16 protein-coding genes are annotated in these 14,675 nt (G+C 60.5%); 7 read left to right on the plus strand and 9 right to left on the minus strand.

What is annotated here, in order from left to right; all coding sequences use genetic code 11:
* Window positions 1-43: 43 nt before the first annotated feature.
* Both JDEN_RS07335 and JDEN_RS07340 read right to left on the minus strand, forming a co-directional pair.
* Complete coding sequence (locus tag JDEN_RS07335) at window positions 44-394, minus strand: HesB/IscA family protein (protein WP_015771734.1); 351 nt, start codon at window positions 392-394, stop codon at window positions 44-46.
* 185 nt (window positions 395-579) lie between these two features.
* Window positions 580-1,611 (minus strand): glycerate kinase, encoded by a 1,032-nt coding sequence (locus tag JDEN_RS07340; protein ID WP_143713270.1) that lies wholly within the window; start codon window positions 1,609-1,611, stop codon window positions 580-582.
* A gap of 112 nt (window positions 1,612-1,723) precedes the next feature.
* Between JDEN_RS07340 and nadA the strand changes: the two genes are divergently transcribed.
* Together nadA and JDEN_RS07350 are read left to right on the plus strand one after the other, a co-directional pair.
* The gene (nadA, locus tag JDEN_RS07345) at window positions 1,724-2,947 is read left to right on the plus strand and encodes a quinolinate synthase NadA (RefSeq protein WP_049754449.1); all 1,224 of its coding nucleotides are present in this window, start codon (window positions 1,724-1,726) and stop codon (window positions 2,945-2,947) included.
* Window positions 2,948-3,030: 83 nt separating this feature from the next.
* Complete coding sequence (locus tag JDEN_RS07350; protein ID WP_041288323.1) at window positions 3,031-3,585, plus strand: acyl-CoA thioesterase; 555 nt, start codon at window positions 3,031-3,033, stop codon at window positions 3,583-3,585.
* Between the two features lie 50 nt (window positions 3,586-3,635).
* Here JDEN_RS07350 and JDEN_RS07355 read toward each other — a convergent pair whose 3' ends face one another.
* Window positions 3,636-4,973 (minus strand): dipeptidase, encoded by a 1,338-nt coding sequence (locus tag JDEN_RS07355; protein WP_015771738.1) that lies wholly within the window; start codon window positions 4,971-4,973, stop codon window positions 3,636-3,638.
* Window positions 4,974-5,038: 65 nt separating this feature from the next.
* Here JDEN_RS07355 and JDEN_RS07360 point away from each other — a divergent pair, with 65 nt between their 5' ends.
* The gene (locus JDEN_RS07360; protein ID WP_041288324.1) at window positions 5,039-5,653 is read left to right on the plus strand and encodes a DUF3043 domain-containing protein; all 615 of its coding nucleotides are present in this window, start codon (window positions 5,039-5,041) and stop codon (window positions 5,651-5,653) included.
* A gap of 60 nt (window positions 5,654-5,713) precedes the next feature.
* The gene (locus JDEN_RS07365) at window positions 5,714-6,715 is read left to right on the plus strand and encodes an aldo/keto reductase family protein (RefSeq protein ID WP_015771740.1); all 1,002 of its coding nucleotides are present in this window, start codon (window positions 5,714-5,716) and stop codon (window positions 6,713-6,715) included.
* 99 nt (window positions 6,716-6,814) lie between these two features.
* Here JDEN_RS07365 and JDEN_RS07370 read toward each other — a convergent pair whose 3' ends face one another.
* Genes JDEN_RS07370 through JDEN_RS07380 form a run of 3 tightly spaced genes read right to left on the minus strand, consistent with a single transcriptional unit; the run spans window position 6,815 to window position 8,695 of the window.
* On the minus strand, window positions 6,815-7,861 hold the full coding sequence (locus JDEN_RS07370; protein ID WP_015771741.1) for a quinone-dependent dihydroorotate dehydrogenase: 1,047 nt from the start codon (window positions 7,859-7,861) through the stop codon (window positions 6,815-6,817).
* Window positions 7,862-7,871: 10 nt separating this feature from the next.
* Window positions 7,872-8,318: a hypothetical protein gene (locus JDEN_RS07375; RefSeq protein ID WP_226926581.1), complete on the minus strand. Its 447-nt coding sequence runs from the start codon at window positions 8,316-8,318 to the stop codon at window positions 7,872-7,874.
* A gap of 20 nt (window positions 8,319-8,338) precedes the next feature.
* On the minus strand, window positions 8,339-8,695 hold the full coding sequence (locus JDEN_RS07380) for a hypothetical protein (protein ID WP_015771743.1): 357 nt from the start codon (window positions 8,693-8,695) through the stop codon (window positions 8,339-8,341).
* 54 nt (window positions 8,696-8,749) lie between these two features.
* Here JDEN_RS07380 and JDEN_RS07385 point away from each other — a divergent pair, with 54 nt between their 5' ends.
* Complete coding sequence (locus JDEN_RS07385) at window positions 8,750-10,222, plus strand: leucyl aminopeptidase (RefSeq protein ID WP_015771744.1); 1,473 nt, start codon at window positions 8,750-8,752, stop codon at window positions 10,220-10,222.
* A 393-nt stretch (window positions 10,223-10,615) separates the two neighbouring features.
* Here JDEN_RS07385 and JDEN_RS13000 read toward each other — a convergent pair whose 3' ends face one another.
* The 3 genes from JDEN_RS13000 to JDEN_RS07400 are packed head-to-tail and all read right to left on the minus strand — an operon-like array spanning window position 10,616 to window position 13,078.
* Window positions 10,616-11,449: a CPBP family intramembrane glutamic endopeptidase gene (locus tag JDEN_RS13000; protein WP_015771746.1), complete on the minus strand. Its 834-nt coding sequence runs from the start codon at window positions 11,447-11,449 to the stop codon at window positions 10,616-10,618.
* Window positions 11,446-12,444, minus strand: coding sequence for a hypothetical protein (locus JDEN_RS07395; protein ID WP_015771747.1), 999 nt, complete (start codon window positions 12,442-12,444; stop codon window positions 11,446-11,448). The genes JDEN_RS13000 and JDEN_RS07395 overlap by 4 nt, the downstream gene beginning before the upstream one ends.
* The gene (locus JDEN_RS07400; RefSeq protein ID WP_015771748.1) at window positions 12,437-13,078 is read right to left on the minus strand and encodes a TetR family transcriptional regulator; all 642 of its coding nucleotides are present in this window, start codon (window positions 13,076-13,078) and stop codon (window positions 12,437-12,439) included. Before JDEN_RS07400 ends, JDEN_RS07395 begins: the two co-directional genes overlap by 8 nt.
* Window positions 13,079-13,568: 490 nt before the next feature.
* Here JDEN_RS07400 and JDEN_RS07405 point away from each other — a divergent pair, with 490 nt between their 5' ends.
* Both JDEN_RS07405 and JDEN_RS07410 read left to right on the plus strand, forming a co-directional pair.
* The gene (locus tag JDEN_RS07405; RefSeq protein ID WP_015771749.1) at window positions 13,569-13,988 is read left to right on the plus strand and encodes a hypothetical protein; all 420 of its coding nucleotides are present in this window, start codon (window positions 13,569-13,571) and stop codon (window positions 13,986-13,988) included.
* Window positions 13,989-14,045: 57 nt separating this feature from the next.
* Complete coding sequence (locus JDEN_RS07410) at window positions 14,046-14,282, plus strand: hypothetical protein (RefSeq protein WP_015771750.1); 237 nt, start codon at window positions 14,046-14,048, stop codon at window positions 14,280-14,282.
* The last annotated feature ends 393 nt before the right edge of the window (window positions 14,283-14,675 follow it).

Consider the following 14,675-nt stretch of genomic DNA (forward strand, 5'->3'; position numbering starts at 1 on the left):
AACCGTGTGTGGTTGCCAGCCCTGACCCTCAATGCTGGAGCGCTTAAGCGAAAGATCCTCCGCAGGCACACCCTTCACCTGCGTTGGGGTTATCGATGGTGAACCCTTGCTGTTCGATGGTGTCAGCGAAGTCGATGGTGGCACCGTCAAGGTAGGGAACACTCATTTTGTCAACAACAACCTCAACACCGTCGTAGTCACGCAGTGCGTCGCCGTCGAGGAGGCGTTCGTCGAAGTAGAGCTGGTAGATGAGTCCGGAGCAGCCACCGGGTTGCACGGCGACACGCAAGCGAAGGTCGTCGCGGCCTTCCTGCTCCAGGAGGGTGCGGACTTTGGATGCGGCGACGTCGGTGAGGTTCACCCCGTGTGTCGCGATGTCTGTTGCTTCACTCATGTTGTTCTCCAAACACGCTGGTGTGCGTTGGTGCGGTGCGTTTCGCTGTGCCGCCAAGTCGGGGGCAAGTCAGTGCACGGGCACTGTGCTATCAGCTCGGGCACTGTGGTCAACGCTGTTGACAGCGTTGTTGTTCCCAGTTCCCCAGACTAGTACGCGTTGTCTCATTTCTTCAAAGATCTTTGTCACAATACCTCGTGCCAGGTGCGTGCGACTCGCTGCAGTGTGTCGTTGTAGGTCGCTGTCGTGCTGGGATAGGCGCCAGCAATTCCGTGCTGGGCACGTTCCCTACGCCCCATGATGATGTCAGTGGCCACGACAACAACGGGTATTGCGTGAGGGGCCGCTGCCTGGGCCGCAATTCCCGCTGGCGTGGTGGCGATGGTTCGCGCATCGAGAGTTGGTTGCACAGCGACAATCAGGTCGCTGCTTGCGCAGATCGTCTCAGCGTTGAGCGCGTTCGCGAGATAGGGAGAGAGGTGACTGTGGCGCACCCCGGAAAGGGAGAGGAGCCAGGTGAGCCCTCCGCCTGTTCCGGCCCCTTCCACCCGGGCAAGGTCTTTCGCTGACGGTGTGGGAGTTAAGGATCGTTGGGGGTCTGTGTGCGGGTAGTGGCTGATGAGTTCGGTGAGAAACCGCTCGTTGTCCTGAGCGGTGTGGGGGTCTTCATGCCCGTCAAGTGCATTGACTGCCCCAAGACCGTGGAACCCAGTTAGCGGGGTGGGCTGATCCCACACCACGTGGAGGTCAGCGTGTCGGAGCAGGTCACGGGCTGCGTGGATGCTTGTGGCGAGCGCGGTTGCGGCGTGCGCGGGCGGTTGGGTTCGCCACGCGGGCAGGTTGGTGCCGGTGAGTTCCCGGCTGAGGTGCGCCCACACGCCCCACCCGTGGGCGGCGGTCATTGCGTGGTCCACGGCAAGGACAGCGGTGTGATGCGGGTTCGTGGGTCCGTGTGGCAGCAGCGACGTCACCCCGCAGGCGGTGGCGAGGGCAGCGGCACTGAAAGTCCAGTCCGTGCTGGTGTCGTGTCGGGTGATGGGAATCCAGGTGATGGGCGTGGCATCTGCGAGTTCTCCGGCCCGCAGGACGCGGGTGAGTGCGCTGATTGTGGCGGGCATTGCGTGGGTGGTGACGACGGCGTGGGGGTTACCTGTGACCCACTGTGCTGCTGTGTGGTGTGGGGTGTGCGGGGTGTCGAGAAGCATGGTCACGCGCATGGCGTCAGTGTACGACAGTGTTGTGGGGAACACTGTGGCGTGTTGCTGAGGGTCATGGGACGTTTGCGGACTGCCCTGTGAGTCAGTGTGGGAAACTACTACCATGACGACTATGGACACTTTCACGCAGCCAAGCCACCCCTCTGGGCCTGGGCAGTTCACAGAACCCGGTTCGTCTCCTGCTTTGTTGCTGTTGGGACAGCAGGCCGATATGAACTCAGAACGTGGTGTGGAGTGCACGGGGGCTTTGCCCGCAGCCTCGGATCCTGATTTGGTGGAGCGGGCACGGGTTGCTCGGGCTGCGTTGGGTGACCGGGCGTTTATTCTTGGCCACCACTACCAGCGTAATGAGGTTATTGATTTTGCTGATGTGACTGGGGATTCCTTTAAGCTCGCGCGTGAGGCGGCGGCACGGCCGGACGCTGAGTTCATCCTTTTTTGTGGGGTGCACTTTATGGCGGAGTCGGCGGATATTTTGACGTCTGATGCCCAGAAGGTCATTCTTCCTGATCTTGCTGCTGGTTGCTCAATGGCTGATATGGCTGAGATCAATCAGGTGGAGGACGCGTGGGATGTTCTTGTTGATGCGGGGCTTGGTGAGCGCACGATCCCGGTGACGTACATGAACTCTTCGGCCGCGATTAAGGCGTTTACTGGGCGTCATGGTGGGACGGTGTGCACTTCGTCGAACGCTGAGGTTGCGTTGCGGTGGGCATTTGATCAGGTGGGTGGGCTCGATGGTGATGGGAAGGTGTTGTTCCTCCCGGATCAGCACCTTGGCCGAAATACCGCTGTGTTGAAGCTTGGCTTGTCACTGGAGGAGTGTGTGGTGTTTGACCCTCGTCGTCCTGGTGGTGGGCTCACTGAGCAGCAGATTGCTGATGCGCGCATGATTTTGTGGCGCGGTCACTGTTCTGTGCATGGCCGGTTCTCGTTGCAAAACGTTGAGGATATGCGTGCTGCAGTTCCTGGGGTGTCTATTATTGCGCACCCGGAGTGCCGTCACGAGGTGATTGCGGCTTCTGATTTTGTGGGGTCAACTGAGCACATTATTCGTACTCTTGAGGCGGCTCCGGCTGGTTCGGCGTGGGCTATTGGTACTGAGTTGAACTTGGTGCGGCGTCTAGCTCAGGCGCACCCGGATAAATCGGTGCACTATTTGGATTCCACCGTGTGTTTCTGTTCCACGATGAACCGTATTGACTTGCCGCACTTGGTGTGGGCGATGGAGTCGTTGCTTGCTGGGCGCGTGGTCAATCAGATTGTTGTCAATGAGGATGATGCTCACTGGGCGCGTGTCGCATTGGATCAAATGCTGGCGTTGCCCGGGGTGTGATGAGAGTGTGATTGTTTCTTGGGGTGGGGCGCTGGGTGCGCACCCACCCTGAGTTATCTGAAACGTCTAGTAGCATCTACCAGGTGACACGACAGATCGCTCTTGCCTTTGCAACATTTGCTCCTCGTCGCCCGCAACCCGGGTTTGGCATTCTTGACACCTCGGTATACAACACTCGTGTTCGCCCAGGTGACCTCGACATTTATGTTCATGTCAACAATGCTGTTTACCTGAACATGATGGATAGTGGCCGGGCCCATTTCATCGCAGACCTGGACGGTTACAAACTTCTCAACCCTCGTGGGTGGTACCCGGTCGTGGCAGCGTCTTCGGTCACCTACCGCCGCTCACTTCTTCTTGGCCAACAGGCTCAAGTACGCACCCGGATCGTGGGCTGGGATCCACGGATCGTGTATTTGGAACAAGAAATCTACCACCGTGAACAGCTCGCAGCACGAGCGATCATCGCGGGACGGTTCTTAGCCAAAAAAGGGGGGAAGGTTCCTGCCCCTGATGTGATGGCGTTGTTTGATGGTCCAACAACAAGCCCAGAACTTCCCGCGGACGTCGCGGGGTGGGCCCGCGCAGTTGGTGTTGCATATCGTCCCCCATCGCCTTCTTCAACTCCGGAACAGTGATGGGGTGGGCGCTCCCGATGACCGCCCACCCCATCACTCCAGGTGCATTTTTACCCAAGGGAACGAAGCAGCAACGCCTCTGCTAGTACGACTTTTTCGAGTTCGCCAAGGTGTACTGACTCATTGGCGCCGTGGGCCCGCGAGTCAGGATCCTCAACACCTGTCACAAGAATGGCAGCATCAGGGTACACCTCCAGCAAGTCCGCAATGAACGGAATGGACCCACCAATACCGATGTCCACCGGTTCTGTGCCCCACGCATCGGCAAATGCTTGGCGGGCTGCCCGCATCGCCGGTGAATCCTTAGGAGCCAGGAAGGCTTGCCCCATCTCGCCGTCGTGCACACTGACCACTGCACCAGCGGGTGCATGAGACTCCACATGAGCACGCAACGCCGCGAGCGCATCGGCAGGATTTTGGCCGGGGGCAATCCGCATCGAAATTTTTACGCGTGTTCGGGGAATCAGGGTGTTGGATGATTCGTCGACGCTGGGAGCGTCAATCCCAATGACGCTGATTGCTGGTTTCGTCCAGAGCCTGCCAGCGATCGATCCTGTGCCCATGAGTTCGGCTGATTCAACAAGACCTGAGTCGGCACGGAAGTCAGCTTCCGCATAGTCAACGGCCGGTTCCTCACCTGTGACTAGGCCTGCAACCGCAACATTTCCGTGGTCATCATGGAGGCTTGCGATTATGCGTGAGGTGACTGTGAGAGCGTCCAGGATTGGGCCACCAAACATCCCTGAGTGCACGGCGTAGTTCAGCACGCAGACTTCAACCACACAATCAACCAAGCCACGCAATGACGTGGTCAACGCCGGTACCCCAACCTTCCAGTTGGCGGAGTCGGCCACCACAATCACATCGGCACGAAGATCGTCGCGGTACTGGGTGAGGAAGTCAGTGAACCCAGGCGAACCGATTTCTTCTTCACCTTCGATGAACAGTGTGACGCCGACATTGAGGTCGTCACCGACCGCCCGAAGTGCGCCAATGTGCGCCACGATCCCTGCTTTGTCATCTGCGGCACCGCGGCCATACAGCCGTTCCCCCACCTGGGTTGGTTCAAAAGGTGGGGTATTCCATTCAGCGTCAGCACCTGGCGGTTGAACATCATGGTGCGCATAGAGCAACACGGTGGGGTATCCGGGGGCTGCCGGGCGTGATGCCAGGACAGCGGGACGCGAACCGCCAGCGGTCACCACGCGCACATCATCCATCCCCAACTCACGGACAAGAGTGGCAACAGCTTCGGCACTGTCGTAGACCCGCTGTTGGTCAAACGCGGGCGCTGAGACGGAGTCAATCCGCACAAGATCCTTGAGGTCATCAAGGAGGCGTGGGAACTGGTCGTGGACACGGGTCGATAAAGTCGTTAGGTCAGTCACCCATCAAGCCTAACGCCCCCGCGTCAGCGTCTCGTAGGTCTAGCCCGTTCGCTTACAATGCAGTGGTGAGTCTTTTCAAAAAGTCCCCAAGCCAGCCTTCCGCCCCGTCCCCCACATCAGGGGCTGACTCGATTCCCGGAATGCTTCCGGCAAAGAAAGGCCGCCCCACCCGGTCACGGGCAGAAGCAGAAGCAGCGCGCAAACGGCCCTTGGTTCCAGAAGACCGCCGTGCTGCAGCAAAAGCAGCTCGGGAGCAGGCGCGCGTCCAACGGGACCTTGAATATGAAGCCATGAAAACTGGTGACGAATCACGGATGCCCTACCGCGATCGTGGCCGGGTGCGACGCTACATTCGTGACTATGTTGATTCTCGGTACAACATTGGTGAGTATTTCCTCTTCATCGCGCTAGGTTTCCTCGTCCTCACCTTGTTCACCCAACTCCTGCCGGCTCAGGTCGTGATCGTTGGGCTCGTCGCCATGTACCTCACTGTCATTCTTGCTATTGCCGATGGTTTCTTGTTGTGGCGCAGACTCAAAAAACAATTGATCGAACGATTTGGAGACGACGCAGTCATGCAACGCGGCCTTGCCATGTACGCAGTCATGCGGGCATTCCAAATCCGTAAAGCACGCCTACCCAAACCCATGATCAAACACGGGGAACCACCACGACTTTAACGTGTCAGCCACACCCTATGAGAACGTGCACACGATGGCCTGGTGACCTAGGGTGAAGGTATGCGACACGTACATTTAGGCAACTCAGGTCTCAAAATCTCCGAGATCATTTACGGTAACTGGCTGACCCACGCATCCCAAGTGGAAAATGAGCAAGCTCGACGCTGCGTTTCCGCTGCACTGGACGCAGGGATCACCACGTTCGACACCGCCGACACCTACGCAAACACCCAAGCTGAGGTCGTTCTCGGCGAAGCCCTTGCTGGGCAACGCCGCGAATCACTGGAAATCCTCACCAAGGTGTACTGGCCAACTGGCCCCATGGGTCCCAATGACACCGGCCTGTCCCGCAAACACATCATGGAATCCATCAACGGATCACTCACCCGCCTGGGCACCGACTATGTCGACCTGTACCAGGCCCACCGCTATGACCACTCCACACCGTTGGAAGAAACAATGATCGCGTTTGCGGACATTGTTCGGTCAGGCAAAGCGCTCTACATCGGGGTGTCCGAATGGACCGCTGAACAAATCACCGAAGGACACCGGTACGCCAAGGAACTGGGCTTCCAGCTCATCTCCTCCCAACCGCAATACAACATGTTGTGGCGCGTCATCGAAGACAAAGTCGTCCCGACCAGCCAAGAGCTTGGCCTGTCCCAAATTGTGTGGTCGCCGCTTGCACAAGGCATCCTGACCGGGAAATACCTGCCAGGCCAGGACTACCCAGAAGGCTCACGAGCTGCCAGTGATTCTGTGTCACGGTTCATCCGGTCCATGATGAACGACGACGTTCTCACCCGAGTTCAACAACTCGCCCCCATTGCCAAGGACCTCAACTTGTCCATGGCTCAACTGGGTGTCGCATGGGTGTTGCAGAACCCCAACGTCGCTGCCGCGATCATCGGTGCGTCCCGCCCAGAACAAGTGGAAGAGAACGTTGCAGCATCCGGGGTGGAGATCCCGGCTGATGTGATGACTCAAATCGATGACGTTCTCGGCGAGGTTGTTGTGCGTGACCCCAACCGCACCTGGGAAGACCAACCAAAACAGCGCTAACTCACACGACGTTGAGGCGGTCACCTCATGGTGGCCGCCCCAACTGTCTTGTCACATCTTTTTGCTCTCTTCGCGCAGTGAGCCCGGCAGGTCGGTACCTTACCGGGTTCCCAAGAGTGCCTTGTTCATCCGTGCAGCCCACAAGGGGCCATGGTAAACAAAACCGGTATATCCCTGAACCAGGGTCGCACCAGCATCAAAGTAGGCGTGCGCATCGGCTGGGGTACTAATACCACCAACACCCATGATCATGGGCCCCTCCCCCAGTTCGGTGCGCAGCATGCGCACCACCTCAACGCCACGCTGACGTTCTGGTGGCCCTGACAGTCCACCAGGCCCACGATCATGGTTAATCGTTGTGTTCACAGCAACCACACCCGCAAGATCCAACTCACTGGCAAGACGTGCAACCCGGATCACATCATCATCAGCTAAATCTGGGGCGATCTTGACAAGCAGCGGTACCGACGGCAACCCGTGTGCTTCTCGTGCCCGTTGCGCTGCATCTTTTGTTGCCTGAAGAATCGGACGCAACGATTCCACCGCTTGGAGATCCCTGAGACCAGGAGTGTTCGGAGACGACACATTGACCACAAGATAATCGGCGTATGGGGCAAGCAACGCAGCGCTTGTCGCGTAATCTGCTGGGGCTTCCTGTGCTGGGGTCACCTTCGACTTACCAATATTGACCCCAAGGAACACAGCTCGACCTCGCCTTGTCGAACGCAACCGGCTCAAAATGCGTGCCACCTGTGCAGCACCCACGTTGTTAAATCCCATCCGGTTACGCAACGCTTGATCATCGAGTTCGCGCCACACCCGTGGTTTGTCATTACCTGGCTGGGCAACAGCGGTCACAGTACCGATCTCAACAAAACCGAATCCGAGCATCGTCAGGCCCAACACGGCGCGCGCGTCCTTGTCGAACCCCCCGGCCAGCCCAAACGGTGCGGGGACACTCCGGCCTGCAAAGCTCACTCGACGCGACTCCAACGTGGGATCGGTCAAGTACCCGGCCAATGCTCGTTGCACCCCGTGGGAAATCACCGGGATCCGCCCAGCAATCGTGATCCCTCGGTGCACAAGCGTGTGCGCAACTTCGGGGTCCATTTTTTGGAAAAGGTGGCGGAAAATAAAGCGGTACATCGTCATCCCATCAGTGATCTGCGTGAGTACGCCGAAGCCACCATATACCAACCAGGGGCAAGACTAGTGGGACGTATCCATACCCTTGGCCGAAGCCAGACCACACGGTGGCGTCTGGGAAGTTCCCAGGTAAAACCACACTCACCACACCGACACTCACCACTCCAACGAGCTCAAAAATGACTGCCGCCCAGGCGATCAGACGCCACCGTGGAGTTCCTTTGGCCAAAGCCAGCGTCGCGAGGATATAAATAATCCCTGCACACAGTGACAAACTGTATGCGAGTGGGGCTTGTGCCCCATGGTCGAGGAGCTGCCATGTGGCTCGTGCCGTTGCTGCAACAGCAAGAATCGCATACACCGTCACCACAACCCGCCCAAACCCGCGGCCGCTGCCCCCCGTGCGCGGATCATTCTCCGGTTCTTGAGTGTCAAGTTTCTGGGCGAGACGGTTCATCAACTGCGACCATGCCACGATTATGCCCCCCATAGTTGAAGCAACCGCCACTGCAAAAACACCACGGTGAATGCAGCGACGGCCAGCACCACCGAACTCCATTTTGTGCGCTCAGCGAACGCCCACAATGCGGCAACAGGCAGGATCAGCAATGTGGTGATGACATACCCCCAGTATTCCCAAACAATAATGTCGCGGTGCGTGACAATGAGAACGACAGCGGCGCTCACTGTTTGGATGATAAGAAGCCCCTCCACCACGGCCGCCGCCCACAATTGGCGCAGGATCACCGCGCGGTCGCGGGCAACGAAAATGCACGCCCACACCAGAACAACAACAGCGGCAACGAAAATAGCAAGACTGAGCGGCAGGAACACGCCTTAGAGCGTACCCGATCGTTCTGGCAATGGTAGGGGCGGTAAGATCACCATGTGGCTGAAATAACTCTGACTACCAAAGACCTATCCGCTGTGTCCACGGACGTTCTCGTTCTTGGCGTCGACACGATCGATGACACCCCAACGATCGTTGGTCCCACCACTTTTGACACCGCAACCCTTGGTGACATCAACTTGCGTGCTCTTGGTGCCAGTGCCAAGGCTGACAGTGTGGTGCGTATTCCCGCTCCGCGTGGATTTGCTGCTCGCACGCTGGCTTTTGTGGGGCTTGGCGATGCGCCCTATGGCCGTGAAGAACAGTTGCGACGGGCAGCTGGCTCCGCTACCCGTCAAATCACTGGCGTTGATTCGTTGGTCGTGGCATTACCTACTACTGAGGAATCTGAGGTCATCGCGGTTGCTGAAGGCGCACTGTTTGGCTCCTACACGTACACCGTGTACCGGTCAGAACAGCCTGGAACCACGGTTCCGGCGTCACGGGTGGAAATTGCCACCCCGCTGGCTCGGCAGGCTGTTGTCAAAAAGGCGCTGCCGAAGGTGAAGGCTGTTGCGCAGGCGGTTCACCGCACCCGCGACTTGGTCAACATGCCTCCCAACGATTTGTTCCCTGCAGCGTTCGCTGATGCAGCGAAGTCGGCTGTGAAAGGAACAGGCGTCAAAGTTCAGGTCCTTGACGATAAAGCCCTTGCTGCTGGTGGCTATGGCGGGATTCTTGCGGTAGGGCAGGGTTCTTCGCGTGGCCCACGTTTGGTGAAGTTGTCGTGGACACCAGCCAAAGCTGGGAAAAAGGTTGCTTTGGTTGGTAAGGGCATCACCTTTGACACTGGTGGTATCTCCTTGAAGCCCGCTGCAGGTATGGAAGCGATGAAGTCTGACATGGCTGGTGCTGCCGCTGTGTTGTCGACGGTGGTTGCTGCCGCCCAGTTGTCCTTGCCCGTGTCTGTCACCGCGTACTTGTGCTTGGCGGAGAACATGCCCTCTGGTAGTGCCTCTCGCCCCTCTGATGTGATTACGATGCGTGGCGGCAAGACTGTAGAGATTTTGAACACTGATGCTGAGGGCCGTCTGGTCATGGCTGATGGATTGGTGAGCGCGACTGAAGACAACCCCGATCTCATTGTGGATATCGCCACGCTCACTGGCGCTCAGATGATTGCGCTGGGTAACCGTGTTGCTGCTGTCATGGGAACTGATGCGGCCGTGGAAGAGGTCCTTGCAGCGGGAACTGACAGTGGGGAGGCCTTGTGGCCAATGCCGCTTCCCGCTGAGTTGCGCCCATCACTGGATTCGCACGTTGCTGACATTGCGAACATGGGGCAACGCTATGGTGGCATGCTTGTTGCCGGCCATTTCTTGAAAGAGTTCACTGGTGACCGCCCCTGGGCTCACATTGACATCGCAGGCCCTTCATTCAACGAGCAAAGCCCCCATGGGTACACCAGCAAGGGTGGTACTGGGTTTGGTGTGCGCACCTTGTTGGCGTTGCTTGAGGACTATTCCCGGTAGGCAGACACAAAGGACGGGTGGTGAGGCGGGTTTCCCGTCCTCACCACCCGTCCTATCTTTCGCGACCAACACGGTCAAGGCCGCAGGTTTTGTGGTGAGTGTCGATGCGCGGTAGATCGTCAGGCCGGAAGCGACGGTAGGGCCTTCGTCGGCGGGCGCACATACTCGGCAAGCAACTCCATCGGATCACGGCCCTCATTCCGAGCCACGATGTTCGGAGGGTCTTCGGAAGGAATCACCGGCTGCTCGTTCAGCAGGAGGGCATGGCCGACGTGATGGTACTAGCGACGCGGGTGCGGTCTCGTGACGGCGAAATGCTTCGTGGCTGAGTTCTGCACACCCGCCTCGGCGTAGTAGCGGTTCAGCTAGTCGGGGACACTGTCGCGAATCTGATCAACGGGTGCCGCCGGAGTCGGGGTGAACGATACGGGGGATGCCGGTGCTGCTGACGAGGATCGCGGCGACCGAGAACGGGATGACGCCCAGGGCGAGCATGGCCGCGCCGGTTCCACCGGCGAAGTCGATAGCGTCGTGAGTGAGGACCAGTTGCGCCCCAGTCTGGAACGCGGTGTGAAACCCGATAGGCATCCATATCGAGCCGGTGATCATGCGCAGATAACCGAAGCCGATTCCCATCGTGAGGAAGAGCGAGAGGTCGGCAGGGTTCGCGTTCTGTCGCATGAGCGCGGCGAAGAGGGTGAACAGCAGCGCCTGGATGATGATGATGCCCCACCCGCGAGTGAGAGTTCCGAGCGCGGTGGTGACGTAGCCACGGAAGACGGCCTCTTCGGGAAGCGCCTCGGCGAGGAGCACGGCGACGAGGAGCAGGATGGCGGTTCGCGCGAGTTCCGGCCCGGTGACGGTGACGGTCAGCGGGGCGCCGAGGAGGGCCAGCACCCCGAAGGTCGCCGCGGCCGGGATGGTCCAGACGATCGCGCCCCACACCGCCAGTCGCCATCCGGTTCGCACGCTCGTGAGCCCTACGTCGCTCATCCGGCGGTGATCGGAGAGGCGGACCAGCAGAGCGATCACGGTGAGAGTGGCGGCGCTGATCGCGACACCAAGCGCGATCCGGGCGCCCAAGGCCCCGGGAGCGGAGGGGTTATCTGATGCGGGAAGCAGGATCGTCGCGAGGGCCAGTCCCGCGCCGAGCGGAAGGATAGCCAACGCAATCCGCCACGCGGCGGAGGCAAGGCGTCGGGAACGTGGTCTGGGCGTTGTCGTCATGGCGTTACCCTATATCGGCGAGCGAGGGCGTGGTAGGCGCGTTTCGGTGTCCAAGTGCCGTCGGCGTGGGCGGTGACGATGCCGTAGCTGGCCAGGTCGAGGTCTCGGCCGGGCTCATCTGAGGTGGTCAGGGCGGGTTCGCTGAATCCCCAGACGAAGGTCCCGTCCACTCCCGCGCGGTCGAACACGTCGAGGAGATCGGTGAGGTAATCGGCTTGCTCCTGCTCGTCTCGCACGAGGTTCTTCGGCACGGACGGTTCGGCGAGTCCACCGAGCACGCCCGACGCAGTGGAAGCCTTCGCGGCCGCACCCCGGTAGGTGCAGGACCCGAACTCGAACACATAGCAGGGCTTGTTCTGCGCGTGGGCCCCATCAGCAAGCGCGCCGATGTCGTCTTCGAACCGCCAGGCATTGCGCGCATCACGGTATCGGTCGGCGCCGACGACATCGAAGATCGACCAGTCCGGACGCTCCCAGTCCCCCGCCCCGTAGGACACCGGTCCAGCAAAGCACTCCCGCACCTCGCCGACGAGCTCTGCAAGCAGACGCCGCAGGCGCAGGTTCGCAATGGGCAGCAGCGGGAACGTCACCGTCAGCAAGGTTCCCCTGGCCCAGAACGTTGGACCCGGGAGCATTCCCGGGATCGACAGCGTGAGTTCACAGCCGACGACCAGCCCCACCTCGGCGCCCGAGGTTCGAAGACGCTCGGCGGCGAGGGCCGCTGCCCGCACGGCCTCTACGAGTTCATGGCGGGGCCGATCGAAGGGACGCGGCTGCAGCCAGACCCCCAGGCCCTCCTCCGCGGCGATGCTCGCCGCGATCGCGAGGCGGTCGGCGTCGCTGGCCATGATCAGCACCGCATCGCAGCCGAGGTCTTCACGGATCGCCCGGAAGTCTCGGCGTGCGCGCTGTTCGGTGAAGAAGGGGTTGCTCTCGAAGCCTTTCTCGTAGAGGACACCGGCGTCGTAACCGATCCCGCGCACCGGCTCAGTCATCGGCTGCTCCCAACGCCCGGAACAAGAACGGCACCACATGCGCACGCAAAGCTCTGAGGTCTGCACCGGGGTTGCGTTGCACGAGGGTGATCGCACGATCCAGCACACTCTCCGCAAGCCCGGTCGCGACATCGAGCGGCATCGCCGTGAAGACGCCCTGGTCGATTCCGGCCCGCAGAATGCTCCGCAACAGGGCCGTATCATCTTCATCTTCGACGAGATACAGCGGTGTGCCGTCCGCCGTGCGATGCGAGACCACCATCTCCACCGCCGCCGCGATCGCGTGACGCTGCGCATCCACATGCGCCACATACGCATCCGCATAGGCCCGCAGGCGTGCAGCAGGCTCGTCGACCCCGTCGACCGCCGCCAGCACGCTCTCCCCCAGAGCCGCGAACACGGTCTGCACGACGTCGAGTAGCAGCCCCTCCTTCGACGCGAAGTAGTACGCCACCGCGCTCTTGGCGATCTGCGCACGCCCCGCGATCTCCGCCAGCGATGCCCGGTGGTACCCGACCTCGTTCACCGTCACCACTGCGGCATCGATCAGCTGCCGGCGCCGCGCCCTCTCGATGAACGAGGTCGACCGCTCACGAGACGTCGTGGTCCCTGGCATGGCATTTTCAGAACGCATGGACTGATTTTAGAACAAGTGGCCTGTCAAGTTCTAGACGCTGCCGCGCGAGCTTCGACAGCGGGAAGTCCTCGATTGAAAGACGTGTACTGGCTCTGTGGCCGAGGGAATAGTTCCGGTGCGGGCAAATCGGCGCGGTGCGTGGGATATCGGGGCGAACGGCCGCGATGGATCGGGCGACTGCGCACCTGGTCGCTGACCAGCCCGGCGGCGATGTCCTGTGAGGCCTCCGACCGGAAAGCACTCGTCAGCCGGAGTCCTCATGATCGATCCCAACCGCCACGACCGCCCGCTAAGTCGGCTCCCTGTTCGGCGGAAATGGCGTGCTTGACCTCGCCGTCGAGTACGCCCTGGGCGGCGAGACGGCCTGGGTTCTCCAAGAACGACGGGCACGTCGCTCGCGTCTTTGCCTACCACTGGCCCAACGCCCTAACCCTGGGGGACATCACCATCATCGGCTGCAACGAAATACCTCCTTGGTCTGCCCCTCGTGGCGATCATCGTACTTGCGCTGCTCGCGGCGCCTCGTGTGATCCTCCACGACCTCGACATCATCCAAGAAGGCACCGCGATCAACGCGCTGTTCGTCTTCCTCCCGCCAATCGTATGGATCGTCGTGGCCCTCGCCGCGAGAGTGCCCACCCCGTTCGTCACCATCTTGGCCATCGGCGTCTGCTACGGGATCTTCCTCGCTCTGGGGCATCAGCTCATGTGGGGCATCGCTTTCGCGGATGATCCGCCCCAGCTCGGCGGCAACCTCGCCGGCCTCGACACCACGTTCCAGGCTGTCCTACTCCGCTCCTTCGCCGCCGTGTCAAGTCTCGTCACCGGCGCGATCGTCGGCGCGATCAGCGGACTCGTCGCCTGGGGGCTGAGCGCACTCATGCGCCGCTCCCGGCCGCAGCACTGAGAAGGCCCAGTGGAGAGCGGATCACCAAGCTCGCCCCGCCGCCCCGGAATCCTGCGGATGCTCGGAGTCGGCGCCCTCGGGCTCATCGGCGGCGCACTGCTCGCGCTGTTCATCCAAGACCTCCTCGCTGTCGCGTTCGTCACCGGAGAAAACGTCCCCGACGCGCTGACCATCATCTTCGCCTACCTGATCCCTGTCGTCTCCATCGTCACGGCGGTAGCTGCCGGCGTCATCGACCGAAGACTGGCCGTTCGCCGGACGGAAGAGGACTCCGATGACGACAGACCGGGGTGACTGAGTCCGCTGGGCAACCGCGAGTTCAGCAGGCGCAAACTGGTCGTTGCGTCGGGTATCGCGGGAACCGGCCTGGTTCTCAACCTCGCCAGATGCATCCGCGGCAGCCTACCCTCGCACCCTCTGGCATGCAGCCGCTCTCGATCCCTCCACTCGCCCAGTCGCAGGATCCGGGTAGCACTCGCCGGTTCACCCTCACTGCCGCCCCTGGCGCAAGCTAGATCATCACGGGTCGGCACGAGTTGAGGACCCCGACGATGGGCCACAACGCCTCGTAATCGCAGTTTCCCGTAGTGGAGTCAAACACGACATGTGGTATTCCCGTCCTCACCACCCGTCCTATCTTTCGCGACTAACACGGTCAAGGCCGCAGGTTTTGTGGTGAGTGTCGAT

Source organism: Jonesia denitrificans DSM 20603 (assembly GCF_000024065.1).
In the GTDB taxonomy this organism is placed as follows: Bacteria; Actinomycetota; Actinomycetes; order Actinomycetales; family Cellulomonadaceae; genus Jonesia; species Jonesia denitrificans.